The sequence below is a fragment of the Duganella sp. GW821-FHT07F09 genome (genome assembly GCF_059418705.1).
Map to the genome: position 1 here is coordinate 475620 of NZ_JBWKQJ010000006.1, position 16125 is coordinate 491744.

The window sequence follows — 16125 nt, forward strand, 5'->3', positions numbered from 1 at the left end:
ATCAACCGCTCCTGTTGCGCAGCGCGACCGTCATCCCGAACACCCGCCGCGCCCGCCATCGCTGCGACTCGGGGAATACTCCCTCCCCGATCCGCACACCCAGGTCGCCGCCATGGCCTTCGGAATACGCCGGCCCGAACAGATCGAACCGGCGCACCACCGTATCGGCCCGCGTGTTGTTCTCGCCATGCAAAAGCAACGCGAGCTTCACGGTGCAGACCCGCTTCCAGTTGGTCTTGCGATGCAAATCGCGCTGAAGTTCCTCCGGCGTGGCGCCCACCAGCGCCAGCCCCGCGTCCATGCCATTGATTGCGGTCGCGTTGACGAAAGTATTGGGAATGCCGTCGGCCGGCTCGTCGCTGTCGAGTCCGTACAGCACCTGAAAGGAATCGACGCCGCGCACGATCGCGTCCGCGCCCCAGCCCGCCGCGCTGCGGTACTTGCAGCGCAATTCCGGCGTGCCGTCGGCGTCGGCGGCGACATAAAAAATGCTCCAGCCACGTTCGATCACGGCCGATGGCGCGCCCACGCCGAAGCCGGCGCAGTTGAGGCTGGAGCCGTCGCCATTCGCGCCCTCGCCATAACCGGAGAAGCGCAACGCCAGCACGTCGCTGCCGTTGGCCACGTCCGGCGCCACGCCGGAGATACCGTCGCTGGCCTTGCTGATGCTGCTGGCGTCGAGCCCGGCGATGGCCGCCGGTTCGTGCGCTGCCAGTTCGGCCGGCGCTTCCTTGCTGTCCCAGTTGACATAAGCGCCCTGCCGTATTGCTTGCGAAATAATCTCCAGCGCGTAGCGGCCGCCATCGTCGATCCAAATGTTCTCGCTGTGGTTGCGGTAGCTGCCGCTGGTCGCCAGCAACAATCCACTGGCCAGCAAGGTCAGTACCAGGCCCAGGCCGGTGGCGATGACCAGTTCGATGATGGTCCAGCCCTGCTGGCGCGCCCGCGTCATGGCGCCCCCACGGTCAAAGCCAAGGGAAGCGCAACCCCTGGCACGTACTCGCCGGACTCGTCCTTACGTGGCGTGCCGTTAGGATTCTTGCCGCGCCAGCCGACCTTGATCACCAAAGGCGCGCCGGCGCCGCCACTGCACGCCCAGCGCAGCTTGCCGCCAGACCACAAGCCGGCGTCACGACAGACCACGGCGCGGCCCGCCGGCAGATTCTCGCGCATCAGCGCCTTCATTTCATACAGATCGAACGCGGCCAGCTGGGCGCCATCGCAATCGCCGCCATAGCACAGCGCCGACGGCGCCGGCGGGTTGGGCTCGGCCAGCACGTCGTAATCGAGGGTGAGATAGAGGTTGGCGCCATCGGGCAGCCGCATCTGTTCGGGATTGGCGCGCATGCGTTCGGCCATGCCGACGGCCAACCACGACGCCTGCGCCAGCAAGGTCGATTGATGCCGGGCGCGCAGCGCCGCCAGTTGCATCGACACACCGCCGACGATGCCCAACGCGAGCACGAGCACGGCGATCATCACTTCGACCAGGGTAAAGCCGGCAACAGCACGGGCCGTGGGCATGCACACCTCCGCAAGTCAACAGGGACCTTACAGTCCAACAGCTAGACGGTAGCAGCGGCCAATGGCCGAGGTATGAGATGGATCAAGTGTGCGCTAGCAGGATGCTAGCTTTTGCGCGGCTTGCGGTCCTGTCCGACTTCGGCGATGGCGTCCTGGAACTCGGCCAGGTCTTCGAAGTTTTTGTAGACCGATGCGAAGCGGATATACGCGATCTTGTCGAGGCGCTGCAACTCCTGCATCACCAGCTCGCCGATGTAGCCGGTGTCGACTTCGCGCTTGCCGCTGGTAAGCAATTTTTCCTCGATCGACAAAACGGCCGCGTCAACGGCGGGCGCCGCCACGGGGCGCTTGCGCAGGGCCAGGGTCAGGCTGCCGCGCAACTTGGCGGCCGAATACTCGGTGCGGCTGCCGTTCTTCTTGACCACGTATGGCATGACCAGCTCGATGCGCTCATACGTGGTAAATCGTTTATCGCATTTGCCGCAACGTCGGCGCCGGCGTATGGAATCCCCTTCCTCGGATACACGCGTATCGAGAACCTGGGTATCGTCGTGCTGACAGAACGGACATTTCATATGAGCCATGGGCAAAACTGCATTGAACTACTTAACGGGACGCCAGCCAAACCGGCGTCCCGCATTACTACTTATAAAGCAAATTACTTGGCGTAGACCGGATATTTATCGGCCAGCACCTTCACCGCCGCTTTGACGCGCTCGATGGTGGCGGCGTCGTGCGGATTGTCCAGCACGTCGGCGATCAGGTTGCCGACTTCTTCCGCTTCCGCTTCCTTGAAACCGCGCGTGGTCATCGCCGGGCTGCCCAGACGGATGCCGGAAGTCACGAATGGCTTCTGCGGATCGTTCGGGATGCCGTTCTTGTTGGTGGTGATGTGCGCCGTGCCCAGGATCGCTTCCGCTTCCTTGCCGGTCAGGTTCTTCGGACGCAGGTCCACCAGCATCACGTGCGACTCGGTGCCGCCGGACACGATGCGCAGGCCGCGCTTGATCAGGGTCTTGGCCAGCACGTCGGCGTTCTTGACCACTTGTTGCTGGTAGGCCTTGAACTCAGGCGTCAGCGCTTCCTTGAAGGCGACGGCCTTGCCGGCGATCACGTGCATCAGCGGACCGCCCTGGATGCCTGGGAAGATGGCCGAATTGATGATCTTCTCGTGCTCGGCCTTCATCAGGATGATGCCGCCGCGCGGGCCGCGCAGCGATTTATGCGTGGTCGAGGTGACGAAGTCGGCGTGCGGCACCGGGTTCGGGTACAGGCCGGCGGCGATCAGGCCGGCGTAGTGCGCCATGTCGACCATGAAGTAGGCGCCAACGGCCTTGGCCACGGCGGCGAAGCGCTCGAAGTCGATTTTCTTGGAGAAGGCCGACGCGCCGGCGATGATCAGCTTAGGCTTGTGTTCCTTGGCCAGCGCCTCCATGGCGGCGTAGTCGATGTCCTCTTCCGGGGTCAGGCCGTACGAAACGACGTTGAACCATTTGCCGGACATGTTCAGCGGCATGCCGTGGGTCAGGTGGCCGCCTTCGGCCAGCGACATGCCCATGATGGTGTCGCCCGGCTTCAGCACGGCGAAGAACACGCCTTGGTTGGCCTGCGAACCGGAGTTGGGCTGCACGTTGGCCGCTTCCGCGCCGAACAGTTGCTTGACGCGGTCGATCGCCAGTTGCTCGACGACGTCGACGTATTCGCAGCCGCCGTAGTAGCGCTTGCCTGGATAGCCTTCGGCGTATTTATTGGTCAGCTGCGAGCCTTGCGCTTCCATCACGGCCGGCGAGGTGTAGTTCTCCGACGCGATCAGCTCGATGTGGTCGTGCTGGCGGGTGTTTTCTTTTTGGATGGCGCCGAACAATTCCGGGTCAACGCTGGCGAGGGTGTGATCTTTTGCGAACATGAAAAACTCCAATCGAATGAGTAACTGTATGACTTGGCAGGCTGGATCGAATGAGGGACGCCGATAGCGGACAGGCAGCCTCTTTCGTGCTTTCCATCGATGGGCTGCCCAGGCGAACGGCTAATGAAATCTCACGTTTCCCGGTGGATGCCCACCTTTCGCCGACGGATCGACGCACCATTTTGGGGCCGACCGCAGCTTTTCGCCAGTTACGTGAGACGTAATGGAACCCGGATTGTAATTTATGCGCCAGATTTGAGCAAGGAAACGACTTGCATAACTGGCAAGATTGTGCGTTTTTGACCGCGCCGCGATCGATACCGCCATTTCGGCTACAATTTTGTCCAGTCTTTACGCCCTCCTCCCTCACCGACAAGGATAAAACATGATCGTCTTCATCACTGGCGCCACCGCCGGCTTCGGCGCCGCCATGGCCCGCACTTTCGTTCAGAACGGCCACAAAGTGCTGATCAGCGGACGCCGCGAGGACCGCCTGCAAACCTTGTCGGCCGAACTGGGCGACGCCGTGCTGCCGGTGGTGCTGGACGTCACCGACAAGGCCTCGATCAAAACCGCGCTGGACGGCCTGCCGGCCGAATGGAAGCAGATCGACGTGCTGATTAACAATGCCGGCCTGGCGCTCGGCGTCACGCCGGCGCACGAATCGTCGCTCGACGACTGGGACACGATGATCGCCACCAACTGCGGCGGCCTGGTGGCCATGACGCGCGCGATCCTGCCGGACATGGTCAAGCGCGGCAGCGGCACCGTCATCAACCTGGGTTCCGTCGCCGGCGCCACGCCCTACCCGGGCGGCAACGTCTACGGCGCGACCAAGGCCTTTGTCGAACAGTTCACCCTGAATCTGCGGGCCGACCTGATCGGCACCGGCGTGCGCGCCACCAATCTGGCGCCCGGCCTGTGCGGCGGCACCGAATTCTCGAACGTGCGCATGAAGGGCAACGACGAAGCCGCCGCCAAAGTGTACGAAGGCACCGTGCCGCTGACGGCCGAGGACATCGCCAACACGGCGTTCTGGATCGCCACGCTGCCGCCGCACATCAACATCAACCGCATCGAGATGATGCCGACGTGCCAGGGTTATGGCCCCCTGGCAATCAAGCGCAACGTTTAAAACCCCGCTGGGGCCACTCATCGCTGGGGCCACCAACCTATGCACCACGTTAAAACACGTAGGGCGGATTAGCCGAAGGCGTAATCCGCCATGCATGCGTTACGGTGGCGCATGCATTGGCGGATTACGGCGTTCCGCCTAATCCGCCCTACGTGCCTCCATGGTCATTCCATTTTCCGTGCCCCACAATTCGTAAGCGGTTGTTACAATCCTTGGCAAGTTGCCTGTAAACCGCTTAACTGTCACCAGTGCAATCTTTGCGCCCCGAGTTGAAATCCCGCACAATTGGCGGGACGGACGTGCATTTCCCCGTCCAAGCTTCAACCAAAAGAACAAAATCGCGTAGAATGTTGCTCAACACAACTTGCAATCCTAACAACATGCCAGCAGAGTTCATCTGGAACGTCCGGGTCTACTACGAAGACACCGACGCCGGCGGTATCGTCTATTACGCGAACTACCTGAAGTTCTTCGAGCGCGCGCGCACCGAATGGCTGCGCCAGATCAATGTGGGCCAGCACGCTTTATTGCAGGAACACGACGCTATGTTCGTCGTCAAAAGCGTCAGCGCGGAGTATCATGCGCCTGCTAAGCTTGACGACGTAATAAAATTGACACTTAGTATCGAAAAATTAGGACGCGCCTCGATCTCCTTTATCCAGGAGGCATGGTGCGGCGAGCAACTGCTGAACACGGCGCGGGTCAAGGTCGGCTGCGTCGATTCGACGCTGCGCCCCCGCGCGGTGCCGCCGGCGGTCGCGGACAAAATGCGCAGCACCACCAACATCACGAAAACAGACTGATCAGACTGATAAACAATGAACGTCACCCAAGACCTCTCTTTCCTGTCCCTCATCTCCAACGCCCACCTGATCGTGCAACTGATCATGGCGTTGTTGTTCATCATCTCGCTGACCAGCTGGACGTACATCTTCAGTAAACTGTTCGCGGTGCGCTCGGCGCGCCGCCTGACGATCGACTTCGAAAAAACCTTCTGGGCCGGCGGCAACCTGCACGCGCTGCACCAGAACGCCGGCAAGGACCGCGCCACCAGCGGCCCGCTGGCGCGCATCTTCGAGGCCGGCATGGGCGAATTCATCAAGAGCAAGGCCGCCTACGCCGCCAGCCGCGACACCGTCGACCACGTCGCCATCCTGGACGGCGCGCGCCGCGCCATGCGCGCCGCCTTCCAGCGCGAAATGGACGTGCTCGAATCGCACCTGGCCTTCCTGGCTTCGGTCGGCTCGGTATCGCCCTACATCGGCCTGCTGGGCACCGTCTGGGGCATCATGAACGCCTTCCGCGGCCTGGCCAACGTGCAGCAAGCCACCCTGGCCGCCGTCGCGCCCGGCATCGCCGAAGCGCTGATCGCCACCGCCATCGGCCTGTTCGCCGCGATTCCGGCCGTCGTCGCCTACAACCGCTTTACGCACGACATCGATCGTCTGGCGATCCGCTTCGAAAGTTTCGTCGAAGAGTTCTCCAACATCCTGCAACGTCAATCGCGTTAATAAGGCAGAGAGACCATGGCTTCCTCTTTCTCCAGCAGCATGCGCGGCGGCCGCGGCCGCAAGCTCAAATCCGAAATCAACGTCGTGCCGTACATCGACGTCATGCTGGTTCTGCTGATCATCTTCATGGTCATGCCGTCGGCCACCGATCCGAGCATCGTCGACTTGCCGAACGCTGAAAAATCGACCAAGCCCCCAAGCGACTACGTGCAAATCGTCATCAAGCCGAACGGCGCGCTGTCGATCGGCGTCAAGGGCAAAGGCGAGGACGCGCCGGAAACGGCCCCGAACCGCGACGCGCTGGTCAAGAAATTGCGCACGCTGCACGAGACGCACCCGGACTATCCGGTGCTGATCGCCGGCGACAAGGAAAGCAAGTACGACGACGTGATCCAGCTGATCTCGGAAGCGAAAAAGATGGGCATCAACCGGGTCGGCTTGTCCACCAAATAACTAGTGCAAACGATGAAACCCGCAACCGCAGGCGGTCCGTACAAGGTTCCGCGACATAACGAAGGCTGGCGCTCCGTGGTGCTGGCCGTGGCGATGCACGCGGTGCTGCTGCTGTTCCTGTGGGTCGGCGTGAGCTGGCAGAACAATGAACCGACCGAAGTGCAGGCCGAGATCTGGGACATGAAGGTGCAGGACGCCGCGCCGCCCGCCCCTACCCCCGAGCCCACGCCGGAGCCGGAGCCGGAACCGACGCCCGTGATCAAAACCCCGCCGCCACCGCCGGTGGAGGCGCCGCCCGCGCCCAAGGAACCGGACATCGCCCTCGAACGCCTGAAGGCCAAGAAAAAACTCGAAGAGAAGAAGCTGGCCGAAGCCAAGGAAGCCAAGCTGAAGCAGGAAGCCGAGGAAAAGCAGGCCAAGCTCGAAGCCAAGAAACTGGCTGACAAGAAACTTGCCGAGCAAAAGCTGAAAGAAGAGAAAGAACAGGCCGAGAAGGACAAGAAGGAACTGGCCGAGAAGGAAAAGGACAAGAAAAAGGCAGCCGCCGAGAAACTGGCCAAGGAAAAAGCCGACAAGGCCGCCAAGGATAAGGCATTCGCGGCGGAAATGAGCCGCATCACGGGTTCGGCTGCCAAGGGCTCGACCGGCACGGCCGCGCAATCGACCGGCGGCCGCTCCGACGGCGGTTATGAGGCCGCCGTCCGCGCCAAGATCAAGAGCAATCTGGCGTTCGGCGGTGCCGACGACACCCTGACCGCGACCTATCTGATCACGCAACTGCCATCCGGTGAAGTCATCAACAAGCGCAAGATCAAAGGCAGCGGTTCGACCGCCTACGACGAAGCGATCGAGAACGCGATTGAAAAATCGTCACCACTGCCCAAGAAGAAAGATGGTACGGTGGAGCGCGAATTTACAGCCGTCTTTAAATTAAAGGATATGCATTGATATGAAAAAACTGACCCTCCTTTACGCCGGCCTGACCATTGCCGCCACCATGGGCAGCGCCCAGGCGCAGATGCGCATCGAAATTTCCGGTGTCGGCAGCAACCAGATCCCGGTCGCCGTGGCCGGCTTCGCCAACGAAGGCGTGTCGCCACAAAAAATCTCCGAGATCATCAAGGCCGACCTCGAACGCAGCGGCGCCTTCAAGGTGATCGACGCCGGCGTCATCACCGACGTCAACAACATCGACTACAGCGCCTGGAAAGCCAAGGGCGCCGACGCGCTCGTCGTCGGCACCGTCGACGCGCTGGCCGACGGCCGCTACGACGTGCGCTACAAGCTGCTCGACACCGTCAAGCAAGCCAAGATCTCCAATTTGGACAAAGCCGTCACCGCGCAGTTCACCCGCCTGTCGGCCCACCTGATCGCCGACGACGTCTACTTCAAGCTGACCGGCATCCGCGGCGCCTTCTCCACCCGCATCTCCTACGTCAAGCAGGAAGGCCGCAACTACCAGCTGCTGGTGGCCGACGCCGACGGCGAAGGCGAGCAACTGGCGCTGCGCTCGAACGAGCCGATCATCTCGCCGTCGTGGTCGCCGGACGGCACCAAGGTCGCCTACGTCTCGTTCGAACAGAAAAAACCGGTGGTCTACGTGCAAAACCTGGTGACCCGCGCCCGCACCGTGGTCGCCAACGAAAAAGGCAGCAACTCGGCCCCATCGTGGTCGCCGGCCGGCAATAAACTGGCCGTGGCGCTGTCGAAGGACGGCCACACCCAGGTCTACACGGTCAACACCGACGGCAGCGGCCTGCGCCGCGTCTCCAACAGCAACGGCATCGACACCGAACCGCAATTCTCGGCCGACGGCCAGAGCATCTACTTCACCAGCGACCGCAGCGGCGGCCCGCAGATCTACCGCATGAGCGCCGACGGCGGCGAAGCCAAGCGCGTGACCTTCAGCGGCACCTACAACACCAGCCCGCGCATCTCGTCCGACGGCAAGACCCTGGCCTACATCTCTCGCCGCGACGGCAACTTCCAGCTGTACGTGCTGGACCTGGCCAGCGGCCAGGAGCAGCGCCTGTCGGACACCACCAGCGACGAATCGCCGAGCTTCGCCCCCAACGGCAAATACATCATGTACGCCACGACCGCAGGCGGCCGCAAATCGCTGGCCGTGGTGTCCGTCGACGGACGTGTAAAGCAACGCCTGACCACGCAGGCGGGCAACATCAAGGAGCCCACCTGGGGTCCGTTCATGCAGTAAATAAATCGGTCTTAACTATTACTAGGAGAATCAAATGCGCAAACTCAGCAGCTTAGCTTTCATCATCACCACCGCCGCCATCCTGTCCGCCTGCTCGACCCCGGTCAAAGTGTCGGAGCCGGCACCAGTCGTCGAGCGCCCAGCCGACAAGGCCGCGCCGTCGCAGTCGGACACCCGCACCGTGGCCCCGGTTGAAACCAAATCGCTGGACCCGCTGGACGATCCAAAAGGCGTGCTGGCCAACCGTAGCATCTACTTCGACCTGGACAGCTATGTCGTGCGCGCCGACGGCAAGCCGGTGGTGGAAAACCACTCGGCCTACCTGGCCAAGAACAAATCGCGCTCGATTCTGATCCAAGGCAACACCGACGAACGCGGCAGCTCCGAGTACAACCTGGCGCTGGGCCAGAAGCGCGCCGAAGCAGTGCGCAAGGCCATGACCACCCTGGGCGTGCCGGAATCGCAGATCGAAGCCGTCTCGCTGGGCAAAGAGAAGCCAAAAGCGACCGGTTCGAACGAAGAGGCATGGGCACAGAACCGTCGTGCTGACATCGTCTACAAGTAATCGAAAGCACTACCCTTTTGCCGGGTCACAGGCATAATACGGGGCGGCGCGCGGTATTCATCCGCGCCCTGCCCCGTTTCCATTTTGATTTGCTGAAAGCGCCCGACATGAAGAAACTCACCAAATCCGGCCTCGCCGCCGCCCTGCTGGCCGCGCTGACGTGGCTGCCGATGCAAGCCCACGCCGGCCTGTTCGACGACGAGGAAGCCCGTAAAGCCCTGCTCGACCTGCGCGCCAAGGTCGAAGCGATGCGCATCGAAATGAACGCGCGCCTGGACACCAAGTCCGACAAGTCCAGCGCGCTGGACCTGGTCACGCAAAACGAAAACACGATGCAGGAGCTCAACAAGCTGCGCGGCCAGATCGAAGTGCTGCAAAACGAGCTGTCGAATGCGCAAAAACGCCAGAAGGATTTCTACGTCGATCTCGACACGCGCCTGCGCAAGCTTGAGCCGCGCGAAGTGACGGTCGACGGCAAGGCCGCCCAGGTCGATCCGAACGAGGAGAAGAACTACGGCGCGGCCATGGAGCTGTTCAAGGCCGGCGACTACAAGGCGGCGGGCACGGCCCTGTCCGACTTCGTGCGCCAGTACCCCGCCTCCGTGTACACGCCCAACGCGCAGTACTGGCTCGGCAACGCCTTCTACGCCCAGCGCGACTGCAAGAGCGCCATCAACGCCCAATTGCAGGTGCTGAAGAACTATCCGGACAGCCCGAAAGCGCCGGACGCCATGCTCAACATCGCCAGTTGCCAGACCGAACTGAAGGACAAGGCCGCCAAGAAGACGCTGCAAGACTTGATCAAGCAATATCCGGAGTCCTCGGCCGCCGTCACGGCGAAACAGCGCCTCGGTGGCAAATAATGTCCTGAGGGCATTTGACAGGTTGGGCCGATACCCCCTATAATCTCGCTTCTTCGGGGGTCGTTAGCTCAGCTGGTAGAGCAGCGGACTTTTAATCCGTTGGTCGCAGGTTCGAATCCCGCACGGCCTACCACCGAAGCACCCTTGGGTCGTTAGCTCAGCTGGTAGAGCAGCGGACTTTTAATCCGTTGGTCGCAGGTTCGAATCCCGCACGGCCTACCAAGAATTATCAAGGAAGCCCACGAATTTACGTTCGTGGGCTTTTTTATTTCTGGTCGCTCTCTGGTCGCAAGCACAACCACTCACCCTCCTTTCGAGTACTCGACGCGCCTCGCCCATCCGTCGCATCGCAATAGTAGACAGCCATTAATATTAACCGTACACTAAGTTTCCCCAGGGCACTCCAGGTAAATTCACCAGCGTTAGGTTCTTAGATGGAAAACAAAGTTAAAGGTGCGTGGCTGGTACATCACGCACAAAAAATTCAAGCAACCACCAATCAGGACTTCGATTCCATCGCTTTCGCAGGAAAGTGCGGGACGCTCTTATCGGCAATTTCTGCCTCCTATCAAGAGAAGATTCCACAAAAGAAACTGGAAGCTCTCGCTAAGGCGAACCACATTAGTCCTAAAACCGAGATGCCAGCGATCATGTCGGAGCTTCAACGACAGAGGCTGATCTTGCCGGGCACTGGCGGCTACGAAATCCTCGGCCTAACCGGTCAAGCTATTCTGGAGCACACGTCCACTATCTTCACAGAAAGCACTCACGAAGCGCATGAGGACGCCGTGCTTGAGGCATCCGAAATCGCGTCAGAATCGCCGCAAACTGAGAAGGCCATTTCGGAATATATTTCGGACACTTTCAAATTAAGCAGCACGGATTCGCTGAACGCCCTTCATCTTGGTCAAAACATCGGCTTCTTTGATTCGGAAGACATCAACAAAACCGACAAGCTGATTTTTAACGGGAATCTATTCCGCAAAGAGGACGCCAAGAAAATTAGCGCTGTACTACACTCACTGAAACCAGCGCAGAGTACCCTCATTGCCGAACTAAACGAAAAACTGCAAAAGAGCGGCTGTATCCCACTTGACGCAGCCAATAAGATGCTCGGAGAAGAGTTGTTTAAGACGCTACACTCCATCGGCATGTTTGACGTCAGCATCGTTGGTAACGAAGGTGGGAAAAACTACTTCGTTACACGTCCTGCGGCCTTCTCCAAGTTTACAAACTCCATTGCAGACGACGCACTGGACTTAGCCAAGGCACTCGTGGCTTCTCTTACTTATGGAATGACCATTAGCAACTACTATCGGGGGCGGATAACCATGATCTCAGCCCTTATGAACAAGCTGATCGCAGGGGGATCTGTAGGCCCGGCAACAGCGATCGGTAATGACTATCAAGCTCTGGAGTACAAAGGCGTGGTTAAGGTTACCCCGGCGGCGGGCGGCATGTTTACTATGACCTTACTAAAACCGGAGATCGGACGGCTTGCATTATCCGTAATCCAAAGCGGCGATATTACCGCCGAGACCATTCCAAACTTACCCGGCGCAAAAGTTACTGAATATATCAACCCTGAAGCCAGCCGCACGTTCGTCCGCAAAAACTCAGATGACGGCGTGAAGCTTGGGGCCAAAAATCTGCTAAATGAAATTCGTACCGGCGGGCTTTCGAAATGAACGAGCCACTTCTGAAAGGTGCCGCTGCCGAGGAGGCTCTGCGCAATTACTTCCTGAGTATTGGGTATTTCGTAATCCGTGGCCCTCGCTTCCAATTCAATCGATTTGACGTTACCGACGTCGATCTCTGGCTATACGGCAAAAGCTCTCCGTTAAGTCGGGAACGGGTCAATGTCGATATTAAGAACAAAAAGACGCCTCAAGCGCTCGAAAGAATATTTTGGGCAAAAGGTCTTCAATCGATACTTGGGCTGGATGACTGCATTGTAGCGACCAGTGATGTCAGGCCCGACGTTCGCGAATTTGGCCTGCAACACGACGTAAAAGTGTTTGATGGACGATTCCTGAACAGGCTAACAAAGAGTGAGCGTAGCCAGCAAGAGCGGCTCACAGAAGAGCAGTTTTTTGCAGAACTAGATCAAGCCTCATTAGGCAAGCTGGGTGGCGACTGGCGAGGAAAATATGAAACCAGCAAATCTAGAGTACTCGATTCGCTCTCGTTCGATGGGTGCAATGCCTGGCTCGAAGACCTAGGCTACTTCCTAGGTGAAGTAATGACGCAACCTGCACCGCCTCCCCCAGTGTGGAGGATGATTAACATTACTGCCGCATTCCTCGTGGTTGCTATTGACTTCATACTCCGCGAGCATATTTCAGCGGAGCATGAGCAGCGAAAAGCGCTTCTCGAAGACGGTTTCCGATATGGCGCGGCAGGCCGGGCATATGCGGAAAAAGTCGGCCGTATGGCCGGCGCGCTAGCAGGGCAATTCACAAAGCAACCGGGTCTCGCTAGAAGCATTGAGATTGAGCTGCATGACCAAGCAAAAGAGGTACGAGCTGAGGTATTAGCTGAGTTCTTTTCTCGTTCCGTAACCCATACAGTCCTATTTGATATCGCTCGCGAGCTAGAGGCAGCTGCCTTCGCGATAGACGTTCGGACAGTCGGATCACTCAGCGCCAGCTCTCAAGCATTATTTGGAGTAATAGCCGATTTCTTTGCTCTTGATAGGAAACGGATTCTCATCTAATACGAAACTGGCAAAGACTAACGAGAATTATCAAGGAAGCCCACGAATTTCGGTTCGTGGGCTTTTTTGTTTCTGGTCGCTCTCTGGTCGAGCCCTCGCTTCTCGCAAACATCGATTTGTCACTTGCTGACGAGCCGTCGAATTGCGTCAGTCAGGCTAATTTCCGTAGGCGATGCCAATACTGCAAGAGGTATGCTCAATGCCCTACAAACCTCGCGGGCATGCGCGTCTTCTTCCGCAGCAAGCGCCCGAATAGAATCTTGAATAGTATGGACGCCGTCGCGCTGCAGAAGGCGTGCCGCGATTGTGTCAGCCGTCTCACTTAGCAAAACAACCCCAGATAATTTCAAGGCGGAGAAGACTTCCGCCTCCAAGCGTATGAAGTCACCGTTAGGCGCGCGAAGGACAAAGTGCCCATCCAGCAATAAAGCCTGCCCAGAATTACGCAACCGTTCGACAGCTTCAATTAGTGCGCGCTGATTATCGTCAACATCTGTGACGGATTTGTCCTTTCCCCATGACTCGCGCCCCTTCTCCTCACGAATGAGTTGACTAGCGGTCAGATGCCGCACACCGAGCCCAGTAGACACCAGCGCACCTAGGTGCCCTTTCCCAACTCCGTGAACTCCTGCAAGAAAGATCACCGTCATGATTTTTTCCTTTTGATTAGCAATTTCTCTAACCTCTTCAATTCATCAGGCGTCAGGTATCGGAATGATTGTGGCGGAGTGAACTTAGAGAAAATAAAGTGGGGCTCGATGGGGCTGTCAAATTGTCTAACTTTGCCTAGCATAATTGCGAAGCCTGTTTTCTTGCCGCTGTAATAGCTTCTTAATTCACTGCGAGTTAGACCGCCGCCGTTATCTCTAGCTATTTCCCACAAACGAGATGCACTTGCTTCGATCACCTCGACGATTTCCACCAATGCAACGATGGCCTGAATAGGCGAAGACGAATAGATCGCCATCGCCTTAATAGCCTGAGTCGGTACTGCACGGCGCAACTCCACACGCTTGCTTCCTGCAAGAATAAGATCGGCATATCGAGGCTTAATCGAAATGAGTATTGAACTACCAGTTAGAAATTGAAAGCAATTTTGAGAAGGAATCATCGGAGATTTTTGTAATAGACTGTGGAGGGCCAGAGACAATGCCCTCACTTATTAACGAGCTAAACGCCACTGGCTCGGGGAAGTGCCCGATCAACCTGAAAAGCATAACTTTAGTGGCGGTACGCGCCATTAGTTCAATGTCTTTTTGACTGTAGACCGTTCTACGTCGCACGACCTGCATAATCTTTGCAGCATCGTTATGAACCTCATAGCATTCGACAACGCCAATTGATGTCGCCGCCATCTCGTCGACAGTCCGGTAAAAAATTACCACATCACCGGGCTTCACTTGGTTGGTGGGAGCTTTGCATAAGTACGCCTGCTTGATAGCATTTCCAGCTGTCGAACCGGATGAAAAAAGTTGGGCCTGCCTCGTTAGATCAGGGAAAAGGATCTGATGGAACTGCGGCTGGATAGGGATTAAAAACTTCCGCACAGATTCATCACGACGAAAGTGAGGAAAAAACAGACGTGCGTAATCAAGCGTCGGCAATATAGACACCGGCGGTTCAATTGGATGCTCCTTAACCAACATTATATCTGCGCCATACATCCCATTCTTCTGAAATCCGAAATCCTCGAGCAACGCTAATAAATAGACCTGTCCAGGATTAGTGTGGACAAATATATTTTCACATCGATTTTCCGTCGCAAAACGAAAAGCAGCCTTAAGAAACAATTCACCAATTTTTCTTCCTCGAATTTTCTCGCCGACCTTAAATGTACAGAGCTTAAGCGACGAACCATTGAGTTTCGCATGAGAGTCATTAATGACCTCATCCGTTTGAATTGCGTAAATACAGATTGCCTCAAGTTGTCCATCATCAGTTCGGGCGACCCACGCCTTCCTTCCCATCTGCGCTTTTTCTCGAAACCATGCATTAAAACTCCGGGAAGGCGTATCGTAACTCTCCCTAAGACTATTAAAGAGCGCGGAGTCTAGCTGATTAGTGAGTTCATACAGATGAACATCATCAATATTGGGAAGATGAACCTCCGAGGGCTCGTGAAGCCGTCGAAGCCAGTCCTCGGCAGTTTGAATATTGTAGACACGGCTACCCAGCCCTGCTTGCCGTGCTTTATTGTGAATTTCACGATCCTCAGTAACTAGCGCGTGAACAGCGGAGCATTCAAGCGAGTGAAGAATGTCATTATCACATGCGTCGTTGGCCGAAGTCTCGTTCGTGTTGCAAGGGCTTGAAGGAACGCCATCAAGCCGGACGTATTGAGCTAACCGTGCAAGCGTTCGATCTCGTCTTTCTTTATCTTTGTCGCGCTTAATATCGATTTCGGAGGCAGGATGATAAAGAAGCTGATGCCCACCTGCATTTGCTAAACGGGCAAAGTTGGCGAGACTAGGCTCAAGCACCACCATCGAATCCTGAAGTGGTATCAAAATATTAGTATCAAGCAAGAAACGCAAGCGTTGATTCAAAATTTATCTCTCAAGGGTTACTCTGCTTCTTAATAGTCGGCGATTATATCCAAGCCGCATTATAGATAACTTCTCGCAACAATTTTGCCGAATGCATGGCCATCCTCTCCAATTCATTTTCATAAATTGCTGGATTTTCCATAATTCTGTGATCATTCAAAGGATCGTCTACATGTACCCAAGAATTTCTATACTTCCTCAATGAATGTAAATCGTTTCTAAGCCTTGATGCCACCGGAAGGCGATCTATCAACTCCACAAGACGCTCCTTCCCGCTTGCCGAGTGCTCGGCACGCAAATACGTCTCTATTGCCGAGGCAGCAGTGAGGATCGAGGCCAGATGAGCACCATTTACGAAAGCAATATCGGTCTGCTGGACAATAAATGAGCACCACTCCGGCAAGATAACCCCACCTTTGAGCAGCTCTTCATCCAAAGCTATCAGATAGTCCCAACGTTCGGTCGATTCCATAGGCAAGGTCAAGTACCTGTGACTGAGGGGTAGCTAACGAGGATACCAATAGTGTATCTCAGGCAATCTCCAAAACGGCGCTGGCACAAATATTATTTTCGAAAAGTTAATCGTCGATAAAAGTCGGCCTGCCGCTTCCAATGGTAATCCCCCCACCAAATGATCGCGTTTAAAAGTAGAATTTTCCAAACTCAGATTTTTGAAAGTTCTGCATGAAGA

At 57.1% G+C, this 16125-nt stretch carries 18 protein-coding genes, 2 tRNA genes and 1 riboswitch; of the genes, 12 read left to right on the forward strand and 8 right to left on the reverse strand.

Annotation, left to right across the window (positions count from 1 at the left end):
- Position 1: 1 nt before the first annotated feature.
- From AC07P1_RS18760 to glyA, 4 genes are all read right to left on the reverse strand, one after another.
- A complete protein-coding gene (locus AC07P1_RS18760; RefSeq protein WP_494697233.1) occupies positions 2–952 on the reverse strand; it encodes a PilW family protein in 951 nt (316 codons plus the stop codon).
- Positions 949–1524, reverse strand: coding sequence for a type IV pilus modification protein PilV (gene pilV, locus AC07P1_RS18765; RefSeq protein WP_494697234.1), 576 nt, complete (start codon positions 1522–1524; stop codon positions 949–951). Before pilV ends, AC07P1_RS18760 begins: the two co-directional genes overlap by 4 nt.
- Before the next feature lie 104 nt (positions 1525–1628).
- Positions 1629–2099, reverse strand: coding sequence for a transcriptional regulator NrdR (gene nrdR / locus AC07P1_RS18770; protein ID WP_209720521.1), 471 nt, complete (start codon positions 2097–2099; stop codon positions 1629–1631).
- An 83-nt stretch (positions 2100–2182) separates the two neighbouring features.
- Positions 2183–3430 carry a serine hydroxymethyltransferase gene (gene glyA / locus AC07P1_RS18775; RefSeq protein WP_363505314.1) on the reverse strand — a complete coding sequence of 416 codons (1248 nt, stop codon included), beginning with the start codon at positions 3428–3430 and terminating at the stop codon, positions 2183–2185.
- 99 nt (positions 3431–3529) lie between these two features.
- Positions 3530–3653: riboswitch (ZMP/ZTP riboswitch) on the reverse strand.
- A 162-nt stretch (positions 3654–3815) separates the two neighbouring features.
- On the opposite strand from glyA, the gene AC07P1_RS18780 reads away from it, so the two are divergent.
- The 12 genes from AC07P1_RS18780 to AC07P1_RS18835 all read left to right on the forward strand — a co-directional run bounded on the left by AC07P1_RS18780 (position 3816) and on the right by AC07P1_RS18835 (position 12888).
- Entirely contained in the window at positions 3816–4565 is a 750-nt protein-coding gene (locus tag AC07P1_RS18780) for an SDR family oxidoreductase (RefSeq protein ID WP_494697235.1), read from the forward strand.
- Positions 4566–4945: 380 nt separating this feature from the next.
- Entirely contained in the window at positions 4946–5368 is a 423-nt protein-coding gene (ybgC, locus tag AC07P1_RS18785; RefSeq protein WP_494697254.1) for a tol-pal system-associated acyl-CoA thioesterase, read from the forward strand.
- 15 nt (positions 5369–5383) lie between these two features.
- Positions 5384–6076 carry a protein TolQ gene (tolQ, locus tag AC07P1_RS18790; RefSeq protein WP_494697236.1) on the forward strand — a complete coding sequence of 231 codons (693 nt, stop codon included), beginning with the start codon at positions 5384–5386 and terminating at the stop codon, positions 6074–6076.
- Between the two features lie 15 nt (positions 6077–6091).
- Complete coding sequence (locus tag AC07P1_RS18795; RefSeq protein WP_494697237.1) at positions 6092–6529, forward strand: ExbD/TolR family protein; 438 nt, start codon at positions 6092–6094, stop codon at positions 6527–6529.
- Between the two features lie 12 nt (positions 6530–6541).
- Complete coding sequence (gene tolA / locus AC07P1_RS18800) at positions 6542–7477, forward strand: cell envelope integrity protein TolA (protein ID WP_494697238.1); 936 nt, start codon at positions 6542–6544, stop codon at positions 7475–7477.
- A 1-nt stretch (position 7478) separates the two neighbouring features.
- Entirely contained in the window at positions 7479–8744 is a 1266-nt protein-coding gene (tolB, locus tag AC07P1_RS18805; RefSeq protein WP_494697239.1) for a Tol-Pal system beta propeller repeat protein TolB, read from the forward strand.
- Positions 8745–8778: 34 nt separating this feature from the next.
- The gene (gene pal / locus AC07P1_RS18810; RefSeq protein WP_315221039.1) at positions 8779–9309 is read left to right on the forward strand and encodes a peptidoglycan-associated lipoprotein Pal; all 531 of its coding nucleotides are present in this window, start codon (positions 8779–8781) and stop codon (positions 9307–9309) included.
- 107 nt (positions 9310–9416) lie between these two features.
- Positions 9417–10172, forward strand: a complete 756-nt coding sequence (gene ybgF / locus AC07P1_RS18815; protein WP_494697240.1) for a tol-pal system protein YbgF — start codon at positions 9417–9419, stop codon at positions 10170–10172.
- 57 nt (positions 10173–10229) lie between these two features.
- Positions 10230–10305: transfer RNA gene (locus AC07P1_RS18820), tRNA-Lys, on the forward strand.
- A gap of 13 nt (positions 10306–10318) precedes the next feature.
- Positions 10319–10394 (forward strand) — tRNA-Lys (locus AC07P1_RS18825).
- A 212-nt stretch (positions 10395–10606) separates the two neighbouring features.
- Positions 10607–11860, forward strand: coding sequence for a hypothetical protein (locus AC07P1_RS18830; protein ID WP_494697241.1), 1254 nt, complete (start codon positions 10607–10609; stop codon positions 11858–11860).
- Entirely contained in the window at positions 11857–12888 is a 1032-nt protein-coding gene (locus tag AC07P1_RS18835; RefSeq protein ID WP_494697242.1) for a hypothetical protein, read from the forward strand. Before AC07P1_RS18830 ends, AC07P1_RS18835 begins: the two co-directional genes overlap by 4 nt.
- A 119-nt stretch (positions 12889–13007) precedes the next feature.
- Here the strand turns inward: AC07P1_RS18835 and AC07P1_RS18840 are convergent, their stop codons facing one another.
- Genes AC07P1_RS18840 through AC07P1_RS18855 form a run of 4 tightly spaced genes read right to left on the reverse strand, consistent with a single transcriptional unit; the run spans position 13008 to position 15906 of the window.
- On the reverse strand, positions 13008–13538 hold the full coding sequence (locus AC07P1_RS18840; protein ID WP_494697243.1) for an ATP-binding protein: 531 nt from the start codon (positions 13536–13538) through the stop codon (positions 13008–13010).
- Positions 13535–13999, reverse strand: a complete 465-nt coding sequence (locus tag AC07P1_RS18845) for an ASCH domain-containing protein (protein WP_494697244.1) — start codon at positions 13997–13999, stop codon at positions 13535–13537. The genes AC07P1_RS18840 and AC07P1_RS18845 overlap by 4 nt, the downstream gene beginning before the upstream one ends.
- Entirely contained in the window at positions 13959–15434 is a 1476-nt protein-coding gene (locus tag AC07P1_RS18850) for a GNAT family N-acetyltransferase (protein WP_494697245.1), read from the reverse strand. The genes AC07P1_RS18845 and AC07P1_RS18850 overlap by 41 nt, the downstream gene beginning before the upstream one ends.
- Before the next feature lie 43 nt (positions 15435–15477).
- Complete coding sequence (locus AC07P1_RS18855; protein ID WP_494697246.1) at positions 15478–15906, reverse strand: hypothetical protein; 429 nt, start codon at positions 15904–15906, stop codon at positions 15478–15480.
- Between the last annotated feature and the right edge of the window lie 219 nt (positions 15907–16125).